General features: G+C 41.7%; 16 protein-coding genes. 15 read left to right on the top strand and 1 reads right to left on the bottom strand.

From position 1 onward, the window contains the following. Window positions 1–7 precede the first annotated feature (7 nt). From MAHAU_RS08295 to MAHAU_RS08280, 4 genes are all read left to right on the top strand, one after another. Entirely contained in the window at window positions 8–2,164 is a 2,157-nt protein-coding gene (locus MAHAU_RS08295; protein WP_013781279.1) for a bifunctional 4-hydroxy-3-methylbut-2-enyl diphosphate reductase/30S ribosomal protein S1, read from the top strand. Window positions 2,165–2,326: 162 nt separating this feature from the next. Next, complete coding sequence (speD, locus tag MAHAU_RS08290; protein WP_013781278.1) at window positions 2,327–2,701, top strand: adenosylmethionine decarboxylase; 375 nt, start codon at window positions 2,327–2,329, stop codon at window positions 2,699–2,701. 273 nt (window positions 2,702–2,974) lie between these two features. After that, window positions 2,975–3,157 (top strand): DUF1540 domain-containing protein, encoded by a 183-nt coding sequence (locus MAHAU_RS08285; protein WP_013781277.1) that lies wholly within the window; start codon window positions 2,975–2,977, stop codon window positions 3,155–3,157. Window positions 3,158–3,239: 82 nt separating this feature from the next. Beyond that, complete coding sequence (locus MAHAU_RS08280) at window positions 3,240–4,013, top strand: CheR family methyltransferase (protein WP_013781276.1); 774 nt, start codon at window positions 3,240–3,242, stop codon at window positions 4,011–4,013. A 32-nt stretch (window positions 4,014–4,045) separates the two neighbouring features. Here the strand turns inward: MAHAU_RS08280 and rpsT are convergent, their stop codons facing one another. Beyond that, the gene (gene rpsT, locus MAHAU_RS08275; protein WP_013781275.1) at window positions 4,046–4,312 is read right to left on the bottom strand and encodes a 30S ribosomal protein S20; all 267 of its coding nucleotides are present in this window, start codon (window positions 4,310–4,312) and stop codon (window positions 4,046–4,048) included. A 133-nt stretch (window positions 4,313–4,445) separates the two neighbouring features. Here rpsT and gpr point away from each other — a divergent pair, with 133 nt between their 5' ends. The 11 genes from gpr to lysS all read left to right on the top strand — a co-directional run bounded on the left by gpr (window position 4,446) and on the right by lysS (window position 14,256). Then, window positions 4,446–5,423 (top strand): GPR endopeptidase, encoded by a 978-nt coding sequence (gpr, locus tag MAHAU_RS08270; protein ID WP_013781274.1) that lies wholly within the window; start codon window positions 4,446–4,448, stop codon window positions 5,421–5,423. A gap of 71 nt (window positions 5,424–5,494) precedes the next feature. Further along, window positions 5,495–6,667, top strand: coding sequence for a stage II sporulation protein P (gene spoIIP / locus MAHAU_RS15045; RefSeq protein WP_013781273.1), 1,173 nt, complete (start codon window positions 5,495–5,497; stop codon window positions 6,665–6,667). 14 nt (window positions 6,668–6,681) lie between these two features. Next, a complete protein-coding gene (locus MAHAU_RS08260) occupies window positions 6,682–6,936 on the top strand; it encodes a hypothetical protein (RefSeq protein ID WP_013781272.1) in 255 nt (84 codons plus the stop codon). Between the two features lie 196 nt (window positions 6,937–7,132). Continuing rightward, window positions 7,133–8,167 carry a nicotinate phosphoribosyltransferase gene (locus tag MAHAU_RS08255; RefSeq protein ID WP_013781271.1) on the top strand — a complete coding sequence of 345 codons (1,035 nt, stop codon included), beginning with the start codon at window positions 7,133–7,135 and terminating at the stop codon, window positions 8,165–8,167. Between the two features lie 26 nt (window positions 8,168–8,193). Continuing rightward, window positions 8,194–8,685, top strand: a complete 492-nt coding sequence (locus MAHAU_RS08250; RefSeq protein ID WP_013781270.1) for a hypothetical protein — start codon at window positions 8,194–8,196, stop codon at window positions 8,683–8,685. Further along, window positions 8,682–9,662: a tRNA dihydrouridine synthase DusB gene (gene dusB / locus MAHAU_RS08245; RefSeq protein ID WP_013781269.1), complete on the top strand. Its 981-nt coding sequence runs from the start codon at window positions 8,682–8,684 to the stop codon at window positions 9,660–9,662. Before MAHAU_RS08250 ends, dusB begins: the two co-directional genes overlap by 4 nt. Further along, entirely contained in the window at window positions 9,659–10,192 is a 534-nt protein-coding gene (locus MAHAU_RS08240) for a helix-turn-helix domain-containing protein (protein WP_013781268.1), read from the top strand. Before dusB ends, MAHAU_RS08240 begins: the two co-directional genes overlap by 4 nt. Before the next feature lie 24 nt (window positions 10,193–10,216). Further along, entirely contained in the window at window positions 10,217–11,119 is a 903-nt protein-coding gene (locus MAHAU_RS08235) for a hypothetical protein (RefSeq protein WP_013781267.1), read from the top strand. Beyond that, a complete protein-coding gene (locus MAHAU_RS08230) occupies window positions 11,116–12,069 on the top strand; it encodes a hypothetical protein (RefSeq protein WP_013781266.1) in 954 nt (317 codons plus the stop codon). Before MAHAU_RS08235 ends, MAHAU_RS08230 begins: the two co-directional genes overlap by 4 nt. Window positions 12,070–12,243: 174 nt before the next feature. Beyond that, window positions 12,244–12,723, top strand: coding sequence for a transcription elongation factor GreA (greA, locus tag MAHAU_RS08225; protein WP_483466651.1), 480 nt, complete (start codon window positions 12,244–12,246; stop codon window positions 12,721–12,723). 39 nt (window positions 12,724–12,762) lie between these two features. After that, on the top strand, window positions 12,763–14,256 hold the full coding sequence (gene lysS, locus MAHAU_RS08220) for a lysine--tRNA ligase (RefSeq protein ID WP_013781264.1): 1,494 nt from the start codon (window positions 12,763–12,765) through the stop codon (window positions 14,254–14,256). The last annotated feature ends 8 nt before the right edge of the window (window positions 14,257–14,264 follow it).

Raw genomic sequence — 14,264 nt, 5'->3', positions numbered from 1 at the left:
AAGGCAATTGAAAATAATAAGGGCCGAAACCGCGGGTTTTTGCTTCGGTGTAAGACGAGCGGTGGATTATGTATACAAAAGCATAGAAGAGCACAGGAATGAGAGGATATATACATTAGGACCAATAATTCACAATCCGCAGGTAGTTGAGGATTTAGCAAGCAAAGGCGTTAAAGTGCTGAATAATGTAGACGATATAGATGATGGCTTAGTCATAATACGATCACATGGGGCAGGGCCGGATGTATATGAGAGGCTTAAAGCGAAAGATTTAAGATTTATAGATGCTACCTGTCCTTATGTGGCCAGGGTACACAAAAAGGTGGAAGAATACTATAGGAAGGGCTATCAGATAATAATTGCAGGAGAAGCCGATCATCCTGAAGTAATAGGTACTAATGGATGGTGCAATAACACGGCCATCATTGTAAATGATGTAGATGAGGCTAGTCGATTACCTCAGTTGGATAAGGTCTGCGTAGTGGCCCAGACTACATTGAACGGCAGCAAATGGGAAGATATATTGAAGATATTGCTTCCTAAAGTGAATGAGCTGCAAATATTCAATACTATCTGTTACGCCACGTCTCAGAGGCAGGAGGAGGCGTTACAGATAGCTAAACTATCCACTGCTGTTATAGTTATAGGCGGTAGAAATAGTTCTAATACCCGCAAGCTATATGAGATATGCTGCAAGGTTTGCGATAGGGCATTTCTTATAGAGTCGGCGGATGAGATAGATAATTTATCCATAAAGCCCGACGATGTGGTCGGGATCACAGCGGGCGCATCTACGCCTGATGGTATAATAGAGGAGGTAATCACGAAGATGGAAGAATTAAACAAAGATGCTCAGCAGAATATAGAAGAACATGTTGATGAGCATCCGGAGCAAGCACCAGTAGAGGAAACGGTCAACGATGCTGGCGTTTCACATGGTGCTGATAATGACAATGGACGTAGCGATGAAGTGGATTTCGCTAAGGGATTAGAAGAAACATTGGTCACATATCATGTTGGTCAGATGGTTTCTGGCAAGGTGGCTAGTGTTTCAGATAGCGAGATAATAGTAAGTCTTGGTGGCAAGCAAGACGGGGTTATACCTCGCGAAGAGATGGGATTGGATGAAGGTGTAAGTCCCTCTGAAGTTTTCCATATAGATGACGATATAGAGGCCCAAGTTAAAAAGACGGCGCGGAATGAGGAGGATAACCTTATATTATCGCGTAAACCGTTATTGCTCAGAAAAGCGTGGGCTGCTATAGAAGATGCCTACAATACTGGCAACAATATTACCGGTGTAGTAAAAGAGGTCATAAAAGGTGGTATACTGCTCGACGTCAACGGCATAGATGTATTTGTACCAGCTTCTCATGTTAGCGATCGGTATGTGAAGGATTTAAATGTACTAGTGGGTAAGGAAATGGAAGTTAAGATAATAGAAATAACTCCAAAGCGTCGCCGTGCGGTAGGATCTCATAAAGCTGTCATAGAACAGGAAAAATGGCAAAAAGAAGAAGAAGCTTGGGCTAATATACGTGAGGGTCTGCGCATAACGGGTAAGGTGAAAAACGTCACTGATTTTGGCGCTTTTGTGGATATTGGGGGTGTAGATGGCCTTATTCACATAGGCGATTTATCCTGGGGAAGAATAAAGCATCCATCAGAGGTGGTAAAGCCAGGTGATACTGTAGATGTGATAGTATTATCAGCTGACAAAGAGAATAAAAAGCTTTCTTTAGGATTAAAGCAGTTGCAGCCTCAGCCTTGGGATTATGCTATGGACAAATATAAAGTCGGCGATATAGTTAGAGGTAAAGTGGTTAGCATAACCAGTTTCGGTGCTTTTGTGGAGTTAGAGCCCGGATTAGAAGGACTGGTACATATATCGCAAGTGGCCAATAAGCGCATAAATAAAGTAGAAGACGTGCTTAAAGTGGGCGATGAGGTGCAAGTTAAAATAATGGACGTACGTCCAGAGGAACATCGTATATCGCTGAGCATAAAAGAAGCTCAAGGTGATTCTGATAATAACAGCGAAGAAAAATGGAGTAAGGCAAAAGCTGATCGAGAGGAAAAAAATCATTCTACCTCGGTATCTCATCAGGACGATGGCGGTGTAACTCTGGGTGATATATATCCCGATATGAAAGATAAATTTTAGATCATGCCGAAAAACGGCGTTAAAGAGAGAAAGCAAGAGAATATGGTGGATAATTTGCCTTCATAAAATCTATTGCGAAAAACTATTGACTTTTTCGGATATTCTGCTAAAATTTAATCTATTGCAATGGATATTAAATGAGAGGGAGGCAATGAAACTTAGATGTATGCATTAGGTCGCCATATTCTGGCAGAAATGTATGGCTGTGCGCCGGAAATATTGGATGATCAGGAAACAGTGGAAAAAATCATGGTACAGGCTGCTATCGAGGCTGGTGCTGAGATCAGGGAAGTGGCCTTTCATAAATTCAGCCCGCAAGGCGTAAGCGGTGTAGTGGTTATATCCGAATCGCATCTGGCTATTCATACATGGCCAGAATTCGGTTATGCAGCCGTAGACGTATTTACGTGTGGTACTAGAGTTAATCCTTGGGATGCCTGTAATTATCTAACAGAGAAGTTCCGGGCTGAACATATGACTGCTACCGAGGTTAAGCGCGGAATCTTTGAAGAACCTGTAAAAGTGGCTAACTACTGATTGCCGAAATAGCAAGGACACCTAACGAATTGCTTCCTTTTGGCAGTGTAAATGTGTGCGCTATGTAGTGCGCACATTTTTTGTTAACGTGCATGTATAATTTGCTGCAGTATGTCAATAATAATTAATGACCTCACAAAATACATTGAGACCCCCTTTACATCTTAGCCGTGGAGCAATAACCTCCACGGCCTTTTTCATGTGCATAATTTTTCATAAACAAGCTCATAATTATATAGTAAAACCGATTGCTTTAAAAGGAGGATGATATTTTTGCCAGGCAAAGCGAATAGATTGGATAACCCTATAGATCGTGTAAAATGTGTAGTCGATAGCTGTCAATATTGGGATAATGGGAATAGATGTAAAGCACAGGCTATAGAAGTACAGCCTCCGGGTGCCAATGATTCTCAGGATACCGATTGTGCCACTTTTACCCCTAAAGGTCAAATGTAAATTTGATTATCACAAAGGCCATTGCTTTAGCAATGGCCTTTGTGATATATTATATACACGATTTAAGGTAAAGGGGAGTTTTATGGATTTTGAGGATTTTAAGAAAGAAGTATATAACATTACGGGCATAGATTTATCTGCTTATAAAGAGCGTCAAATGAAGCGGCGTATAGATTTTCTGTTGGCCAGAAAGCAGATGGGGAACTATGAAAATTACATAGAACTTATAAAAAATGATGCTTCCGCCAGAGAAGAATTTATGACATATATAACTATAAATGTTTCGGAATTTTATAGAAATCCTATGCAATGGCAGATTTTAGAGCGCGATATATTACCCGATATATTACAAAAAGGACATACGCCTAGGGTATGGAGTGCGGCTTGTTCATCAGGTGAAGAACCTTACTCGCTAGTCATGGCGCTGAATAGATATTTGCCTTTGCAAAAAATACGTATTGATGCAAGCGATATAGACGCTGAGGCTCTAAAAAGGGCGCAGGAGGGTGTATATGCGGAGCAGAGTCTGAAAAATTTGTCGGCAGATATGATAAAGCACTATTTTGATAAACAAGGAAATATGTATAGAATACATGACGATGTAAAAGCTTGTGTCGATTTTAAAAGACAAGATTTGCTTAAAGATACATTTCCAACCGATTATTATGATCTCATATTATGCAGAAATGTGGTAATATATTTTACTGAAGAAGCTAAAAATATGTTATATAAGAAATTCTATGAAGCGCTGGTGCCTTACGGTATATTATTTGTGGGCGGTACGGAACAGATAATATTGCCCAATCGTTTTGGATTTATAAACTATAAACCGTTCTTCTATCAAAAAGCAAAATAAAAAAGCCGCCAGTAAATGGGGCTTTTTATGGATTATTTGCTCACAGCATTTAATTTAAAAGCTAAAGCTGCTTTATGCCGAGCGGCTTTATTTTTATGAATAATGCCTTTCGAAGCGGTCTTGTCTATTATGCTTATCGCTTCGGTATAAGCTCTGCGTGCATTTTCTGTATCACCATTGGCCAATGTCATCTCGAATTTCTTTATCGCCGTTTTCATACGGGACTTATTAGCCTTGTTTCTCAAAGTATTAGCTTTAGCTATTTCTATCCTCTTTTTAGCCGATTTTATATTTGCCAAAATATCACCTCCTGATGCATATAAAAAATCAATGCTATTATCTTATCACGAAAGAGATAAAAAAGCAAGCGGTATAAAAATTCCGCTAATTGGTGAGCATAAGTAGAAAAGATTGTTTATCGGAGGTGCTCGATTGGACAACAATATACGGACGGACTTGGCTGTAGAGGCTAGGGAATTATATAAAGAGGGCAATGCCGGCGAGGTGCCTGGCGTAGAGGTTGAAGACGAGAGCAGCCTTAATGTCAAAGTTACAAGGGTAAAGATAATTTCTCAAGAAGGGCAACAAGCTATGGGCAAGCCGATGGGTACTTATATAACCATTGAGGCTGATAAACTTAGAGATAGGGATATGGACGTGGAAGACGAAGTCAGCCGCGTACTAGCCAAAGAGATGGTAGCATTGCTGAAAGTGGATAAAGATGCGCTTGCGTTGGTAGTAGGGCTGGGTAATTGGAATGTGACGCCAGATGCACTTGGCCCACGCGTAATATCTAAATTGATGGTGACCAAGCATCTACTTGAACTAAAACCGGAATATAAGGATAGCGGTTTGAGACCAGTATGCGCCATAACGCCAGGAGTACTCGGAACTACCGGCATGGAGACCAGCGATATCATAGAAGGCATAATAGAAAAGATAAAGCCTGATTTTATAATAGCCATAGATGCTTTGGCTTCAAGACGTATGAATAGGATAAGTACATCCATACAAATAGCTGATACCGGTATAAATCCAGGCTCTGGCATAGGCAATTATAGATCCGCTTTAAGCCAAGACGTATTGGGTATACCAGTTATAGCCATAGGTGTACCTACGGTAGTAGATGCCGGTACTATGGCTAACGATACCATCGATATGCTCATAGAAACGCTTATGAAACAGAGCAAGGGCGATACGCAGTTTTATAGTGTGCTCAAATCCATGGACAGGGATGAAAAATACAACCTAATAACCGAGGTGATATCCCCATATGTAGGTAAACTCATGGTTACACCTAAAGACATAGATGCCGTTATCGACGATGTATCGCGTATAATAGCCAACGGTATAAATATCTCGCTCCATGAAAACGTAACCCTTGAGGACGTGAATCGTTATGTAAACTGATCATATTATTGCTGAACGATGCATATTAATATGTAGTATTTTACTTATTTGCTATGCGAGGTAGATGCTATATGAGATTTAAGGTTATAAAAGTTTCTCACTTGCTGTATTATAGCGTCGCTATTATATTGATCGCGCTCATAATAGCGCTGGTACTGAGACTTTTTCTTATAAGCCGTACCGAACCCATGGAACAACCGGCCGCTCCAGCGTTTGCAGTCAATGCTCAATTGTCAGATAAAACTACATCGGATATATCGGTGCAGGATAACGCTGATTTCTATAATATCAGCCTTGACAAGGCATTGCCGGTACTGCTTGGGCAACCTTCGCCTAAAGCACAAGTATCTGCCAGCCTGGCTTCATTTATAAGCAGCATTGCATCTGTAAATATGGGGCAACCAAACTCTCTGCTTAACCTCCAGATACCTATGCTGGCCGGAGCCCCACAGTCTATAAGCGTGTCCAGCCGCGGCGCTGCGAGGATAACGCCGGGCGTGGAGAAGATAGAAGATGAAGACGGTGATATAATACTGCATAATTCCGATGAGGAGGTTAACATAGATATAAACGACGTAACCGATGACTTAGAGGATATACAACTTACCGGCAGCGGGCCTCAGATACTTATATATCATACTCATGCTACCGAGTCGTATAAACCGAGCAGTAAATATAACTATAAACCCAGTAACAGCCGTACTACCGATACGGACTTTAACATGGTGAGGGTCGGCAAACAGTTGGCGTATTATCTTAAGAAGGATTATGCCATAAATGTTTACCAAGATGTTACATTGCATGATTATCCCAGCTATAATGACTCATATGCTAATTCGCTGGTCAGTATACAAAAAGATATAAAAAAATATCCAACACTCAAAATGTTTTTGGATCTGCATAGAAATGCTTATGGTACGAGCAATATAAATCCTGATGATACAGTTGTCATAAACGGCGTGCCGGCTGCGCGAATAATAATGGTAATAGGCACGGGGCAGGGATTCAAAGACAAGCCTCAATATAAGGAAAACTACAAGTTAGCACTGAAACTGAAAGATGAATTGGATAAAGTGGCTCCGGGTATAAGTAAGGGTATAATGGTCAAGACTGGACGATATAACCAACATATATCTACCAATGCTGTATTGATCGAAGTGGGCAGCGACCACAATACATTGGATGAAGCCTTGGAATCAACCAAATATCTGGCTCAAGCTATAGCTAATATAGTAAAGCAATAGAAAGGTAAGATAGAGTGGACAGGGTTACACGCAGTCGTATAAGAAAAAAACAGCGCAGATGCTTTATAATTGGTACCATGCTGTGTTTGTTTGTGTTTATCGGTGGTTTTATAATAGCTGATTTATCACTGGCAGCCATGAATAATAGGGAGGCCGGCTCTGCAGTAGTTTTTGACAATATAAGCCAACAGTTGCAGGACGCGCGCATATGGGACAGGCTGTCGGGCATACTCGATGCTTTGTGGCAGCACATCACTTCTGCCCAATGATAACATATGTCATTGTCTGCACAGATATCGGAAACGGAGCCTATCCAGTTACTAAACCAGTTGAATATTCATTTATTTTTAGCTAAATGCATATCTGAAACCATTTCTATGATTTTTTCGTTGAACAATATTGTAAAATGGGTTATTATATTAACAATAATTTATTTTATTTCGAAAGGACGGAAGATTTATACATATGGACGAACTAAAAACGCTGAGCCAGGTCAAGGGCTACGAAGTAACAAGTGATAGGCAGCTTTATTCCGCGCAGCACGACGAAATACTGGCTGGTGCGACTACCGATATATATTTCATACGTACTATGGAAATATTGGAACATATGAATTTAGCACATACCGAGGTTGTAGCCGAGATATTCGCTCGCAAACCCGGCATGTTGGCTGGTGTTCAAGAGGTCTTTAATATATTGGCCGATAAAAATGTTGAGATATGGAGTTTAAAAGAAGGGGAAACATTTGAACCCAAAGAAACCATAATACGTATTAAAGGCAGTTATGATGAATTCGGCAAGTTCGAGACCGTTATATTAGGCTGCTTGGCCAGTTCTAGTGCATGGGCGACGGCTGCTAGAGAATGCAAAGAGGCTTGTAATGGTAAACAATTGCTGTGCTTTGGAGCAAGACATGTCCATCCGGCGGTGGCTCCTGTGATGGAAAGGGCAGCCTTGGTAGGTGGCGCTGACAATGCCAGTTGTATATTGGGGGCTAAATTATTTGGAAAAGAACCATCAGGAACTGTACCTCATGCGGCTTTCTTGATAGCAGGGGATACTGTAGCGGTAGCCAAAGCCTATGATGAATCCATGCCAGTATCTGACCCACGCATTATATTAATAGATACATTTAAAGACGAGGCAGAAGAGGCTGTCAGAGTGGCTGAATTTTTGGGCGATAAATTGTACGGAATACGATTGGATACACCAAGTGAAAGAGGCGGCGTGACGCCGGCATTGGTAGAAGAAGTAAAAGCCAGATTATGCAAAGCTGGTTTCCCTCACGTTAAGATAATAGTATCAGGTGGCCTTTATCCGGAAAAAATACGCCAATTAGCTCAAGCAGGCGTAGATTCTTTTGGAGTGGGCAGTTACATATCCGGTGCTCACCCCATAGATATGACTATGGATATAAAAGAAGTAAACGGTAAGCCTATAGCTAAACGTGGTCGGATACCAGGAATTATAGATAATCCTAAACTCATAAAGGTTAAATGATAGTACATTATAATGGAGGTGTAGTAATGCTGAAAATATTGGAGAGATTGGCCGTGTATACTCTTACTCGTGTGGTACTTATAGCGCTGATAGCTACGCTTTTGGTGTTTAGCGGAATCACGGCTTATAATCTTTCCAATATATATATAACGGTTAATGAAGCCATGGATAAACAAGCACAGGCTGTTTTAGACGATCTTCCTATCGAGCAGTTGAACAAATACTTTACTTCCAATTACTTGAATAATGAATTTTATCAACTTAAAAAACGTTATCAATCCCTTGATATAGCATCTTATAAGCATAGTTCTAAGGTTCATATCAATATACTTGCACCATGGGCTAAAGAGGCTTATATTATGGTAGAGGATATAATTACCGATATAGTGCTGGTGCCTCGCCAGGATGAGGATGGTAACGTCGTTAAGCAGGTTATCCCAAAATGGAATAACTCGTCAAAACGCTTGCATATGGTATATACTGATGGCCGCTGGAAGATAGATGGTGTTGTAAAGTGAGTTTATTGGCTATAGGAGATGTTAATTTAGCCAATAATGTATTGTTGGCGCCTATGGCTGGGGTAACGGATATGGCTTTTCGCATACTGTGCCATCGTGAAGGGTGTGGCTTAGTAGCTACTGAGATGGTAAGTGCGAAGGGTGTGTTGTATAACAGCAAGGACGATATATGGCACGTTAGTTCTGAAGAGAGACCAGTGGCCATTCAACTGTTCGGCCATGAGCCAGATGTAATGGCCGAGGCGGCTAAAATTATATGCCATAATGTTTTTCCCGATATCATAGATATAAATATGGGGTGCCCGGTCGCTAAAGTAGTTAACAAAAGTGAGGGCTGTGCATTGATGCGAGATATACCGTTGGCTTTTTCTATCATGAAGGCAGTGGTAAATGCCGTGCGACAGCCTGTGACAGTGAAAATTCGCAAGGGATGGGATGAGCAGCATGTGAATGCAGCAGAATTGGCTGTAGCCGCCGAGCATGCCGGTATAAGCGCTGTAACGGTACACGGCAGAACACGTGAGCAGTTCTATACCGGTATAGCAGATTGGGATATTATAGGAGCAGTGAAACAGAGCGTATCCATTCCGGTTATAGGAAATGGAGATGTGAAATCTCCTCACGATGCTAAACAAATGCTGGAATATACAGGCTGCGATGGCGTAATGATAGGACGTGCTGCTTGTGGCAATCCGTGGGTATTCAAGAGGACGATTCACTACCTTAGAACAGGCGAGCTTTTGCCTTTGCCTACAGCGGAGGATAGAATAAATAAGGCTATAGAACACCTCGATATGGAAATTGCATTGAAGGGCGAATATTTGGCGGTGAGACAAATGCGCAAGCACATAGCATGGTATATAAAAGGACTGCGTGATGCATCGTTGGTGCGTGACAAGCTTAATCGTCTGGATAACAGCGATGATGTAAAGAAATTGCTTATGGGTTACCTTGAACATGTGGAGAGTATGAAATGAACCTTATACATATAGGCGAAAAGGTAATAAACTTAGAAAAAATATATAATAAAATCGATAAAATCTTGGAAGCACGCTCATCGGGCTTATCGCAGCAAGAGGTAGCTGATAAACTCAATGTAGATCGTACCTTTATCTCTCGTTTGGAAGGGATAGGTGAAGTGCACAAAGGGAAAGATATAGCTGTAGCTGGTTTTCCTATAAAAAATAAGGACGAGGTCATATCGGTATTGGAAAAGCACGGTATAGACTTTTATATCATTATGACCGAACAGGAGCGAAGGGAATTTGCCGAGAGCAAGAACGGCGCAGAGTTGATAAATGAGCTTATGGCCCTGTTGGCTAAAGGTCGTTCTTACGATGTGGTCATAGTTATAGCTTCCGATATGCGCAGCAAAATGTTGGCAGCACTGCTTGATAAGGAGATTATAACTATAAATATAGGCCATTCGCCGTTGACTCAGGACGTATACATAGATCCTGCCTTGCTCGACAGCGTTATTGAATCTATAAAGGATAAAAAGGCTTGATGGAGGATATGGAGGTATGATAATGTGAAGAGGGTCGTCAGTGTGAGCCTGGGCTCATCATCTAGAGACCATAAAGTCGAATTGGATGTATTGGGACAACACTTTCTCGTAGAACGCATAGGTACAAATGGTAGCATAGAGAAGGCTGTAGAAATTATAAGGGAGCTGGATGGCAAGGTAGATGCTTTCGGTATGGGCGGCATAGATATATATCTGCATGGCAGCGAAAATGCAAAATATATGATACGATCCTCAAAACCGCTGGTACACGCTGCCGTAAAGACACCCATAGTGGACGGTTCAGAATTGAAGAATGTTTTGGAACGCCGTGTAGTGTATTTTGTAGACGAACAATGTGATATAAAGATCAGAAACAAAAAGGTGTTGCTGGTATCGGCGATAGATCGCTTCGGTATGGCTGAGGCCTTCGATGAACTAGGGGCCAAGCTCGTTATGGGTGACCTAATATTTAGCTTAGGCATACCTATACCGATAACTTCGCTGAAGCTTTTGCGAGCCGCGGCTGTAGTGCTGATGCCTGTCTTATGTCAATTACCGTTTAGCTGGCTTTATCCTGTGGGGGGTAATCAAGATCAAATCACGCCTAAGCATGGAAGATTTTATCAGCGGGCCGATATAATAGCCGGCGATTTTATTTATATACGCAAATACCTGCCTGATAACCTGCCTGGCAAGATAATCATCACCAATACAGTTACGCCAAAGGATGTAGAATTGCTGCGAGAAAGGGGTGTGAAGATGCTGGTAACATCTACCCCAGATCTTCAAGGACGGTCTTTTGGTACCAATGTTATAGAAGCGATATTGGTAGCGGCGTCCGGCAAAAGGCCTGAGCAATTGACCAAGCAGGATTATTTGAAATTATTAGACGATATAGGTTTTAAGCCAAGGGTAGAGAATCTATGATAGATGAGCGCTTTATATTTTTGATAATGTCGAAAGATTATACTGCTATAACAACTGTGCATAGCCTCATTAAAAAAACTACCGCTTACATTAAATACATCCTTATAAAACGATATGATGTCGAACAACCAGACCGGCAGCATGTTATGGGGCAGATCATATCCTTGCCGCTTTTGCCGGAAAAAGTAGGCAAAAGCGCTGTGAGACGATGCGTGAAGCTTATTCGGAGGTATAATCCTGCTGTCGCTCGCGTGGCGTGTACATTTATTGATTTTCCGGATTTGCAAGATATAAATATAGTATACCGGGAGGGCTTGTTGCGATGGGCTACGGGTTTATGCGCGATATCATCCATACTAGCTATGAAAGCATCTTCGTGGGCACAACAGGAGGTAATAGTATTAGGTGCCGATCGGACACCTGGGGAGATGATAGCTCGGTATTTGGGCGATAAGGTTAATTATCTGGTTTTGGCTGGCAGCGATGGAGAAAGATTAAAAGAATTGTCACGAGAGCTATTAACCGATTTTGGTTTAGCTGCCGGCGTATACTTATACAATGATATATGCGGGCGCCGTTATAATATCTTAATATCTACGGATACCGAGCTGACCGCTGGTTACCGAATAAACGCCGATATCGTGCTTTGCTATCCTGAACAGAGGATCATATTCGATGAAAGCGCCATAGTTATAGATGGTGGATATGTAGATCCCCATCCGTTCTTTTATACCTCAGCGCCGCTATTGCCTTTAGAGTCGTTGTATATGATAGAGCTTATAGGATGGATGCAAGGTTGGTTAGTAGATGTCTATGACGGCTATAATGTTGAGGCGTTGAAGGCTATAATAAACATTATAAACAGCAATGAGATGAAGCTGGCCGGCTTTATAATCGAAGATAGCGCTCTTTCATATAATCAGATAAGAAAGAAACTTTTTAAAGCTTGAAATATTCGGTGAAAGGTGCTAGAATAAAATCTAAAATTTGAACTCAGCGTTTGTCGATAATATTCGGGTAAGGCATAGTTTAAAGCTAAACCGAATATTTGAGAAATTAACGCATATAATGATGACTATGTATAATAGTAAAACCCAATTATTACAATAAAAGTGGGAGAGATGATAATGATCAACAAAGAGACGCTTTTAACTGTGGAAGGCATAGAAAAACTGGAAAAAGAGTTAGAGTATCTTAAGACCGTTAAGAGGCGCGAGATCGCTGCTAAAATAAAACAGGCTTTAGCATTTGGCGATTTATCCGAGAATGCCGAATATGATGAGGCAAAGAATGAACAGGCCTTTGTGGAAGGACGTATAGTTACATTGGAGAACATGCTCCGCAATGCCAAGGTTATCGATGCGGACGAAATAACCACGGATAAAGTGACTATAGGGTCAACCGTAGTGCTGCGGGATATAGAAATGGGAGACGATGAAGAGTATGTCATAGTGGGCTCGGCTGAAGCTGATCCGTTTAAGCATAAGATTTCCAACGAATCGCCTGTGGGCAAGGCTTTATTGGGCAAAAGCAAAGGCGATATAGTGGAAATAACGGTACCAGACGGTATTATAAGGTACAGCATAGTAGATATAAAAAAATAAACTGAAGGGAGAAAGGCGCGACGCAGCGCCAAGGTTTAAATGGAAAGAGATGATATAATACAATATCAAGAGGATAATGAACTTATAGCTATCAGAAGAAATAAATTAGAGGCCCTTACGGCAAAGGGGCTTAATCCGTTTTCTCACAAGAAATACCAGATAACGCATAATTCCAAAGAGGTAAAAGAACAATTTGACAGCTTGGATGGCTGTGAAGTATCCATAGCTGGGCGTATAATGGCTAAAAGAGGTCATGGCAAGGCATCTTTTTGCGATATTATGGATGAATTGGGCGAAATCCAGTTATATGTCAAGATGGATGAAGTAGGGTCGGAGGCCTATGAATTGTTCAGAGATCTCGATATAGGGGATATATTGGGCGTAATTGGTATAGTTTTTAAGACGCATAGTGGAGAGATATCGGTAAAGGTAAAAACCTTCGAATTATTGGCCAAGTCGTTGAGACCGCTGCCAGAGAAATGGCATGGTTTACAGGATCCGGATTTACGTTATAGGCGACGATATTTGGATCTTATAATGAACGATAAGGTTAAAGAAACCTTTGTAACCAGAAGCCGCATAATAAAAACTATGAGAAACTTTTTGGATGCGAGGGGTTATTTAGAAGTAGAAACGCCGGTATTGCAGACCACGGCCGGCGGCGCTACTGCTAGGCCGTTTATCACACACCACAATGCATTGGATATAGACATGTACCTTCGTATAGCTACAGAACTTCATCTCAAAAGGCTGATCATAGGTGGCTTTGAAAGGGTATACGAGATAGGCAGAATCTTCAGGAATGAAGGCATGGATATAAAGCATAATCCTGAGTTTACTACTATAGAACTGTATGAGGCGTACTGTGATTATCATGATATGATGGACCTTACCGAGCAGCTTATAACGTATATAGCTCAGGAGGTATTGGGCACATTGAAGATAACATACCAGGGACAGGAGATAGATTTGGCCCTTCCGTGGAGAAGGATGCGTATGGTAGATGCCATAAAGGAATTTACCGGAGAGGATTTCGAAGCTGTGGCATCTGATGATCAGGCGCGTGCCCTAGCACGCCGTCTTGGAGTAGAAATAAAGGATTCTGATACCCGCGGCAATGTTATAAACGCTGTATTCGAGACCTTTGTGGAAGAGCATCTGGTGCAGCCGACTTTTATATTAGATTATCCTATTGAAGTATCGCCGTTGGCTAAACGCACCGATTATGATCCTATGATGGCCGAACGCTTTGAGTTGTTCATAACCGGGCGCGAGATAGCCAATGCTTTTAGCGAACTGAACGATCCGCTGGATCAGCGCCAGAGATTTATTATGCAGGCCAAGCAAAGAGCGGCGGGCGATGAAGAGGCTCATATGATGGATGAGGATTTTGTCATGGCTATGGAATATGGTATGCCACCTACCGGTGGCCTTGGCATAGGAGTGGACAGGCTGGTTATGTTGCTCACCGATTCGTATTCCATACGTGATGTCATACTGTTTCCAACCATGCGGCCTAAGACTAGCCAATAAGGGGCGAT

Source organism: Mahella australiensis 50-1 BON (assembly GCF_000213255.1).
Taxonomy (GTDB): domain Bacteria; phylum Bacillota; class Clostridia; order Mahellales; family Mahellaceae; genus Mahella; species Mahella australiensis.
Note: the sequence above shows the minus strand (reverse complement) of the source record. Positions and strands in the feature narration are given on the sequence as shown.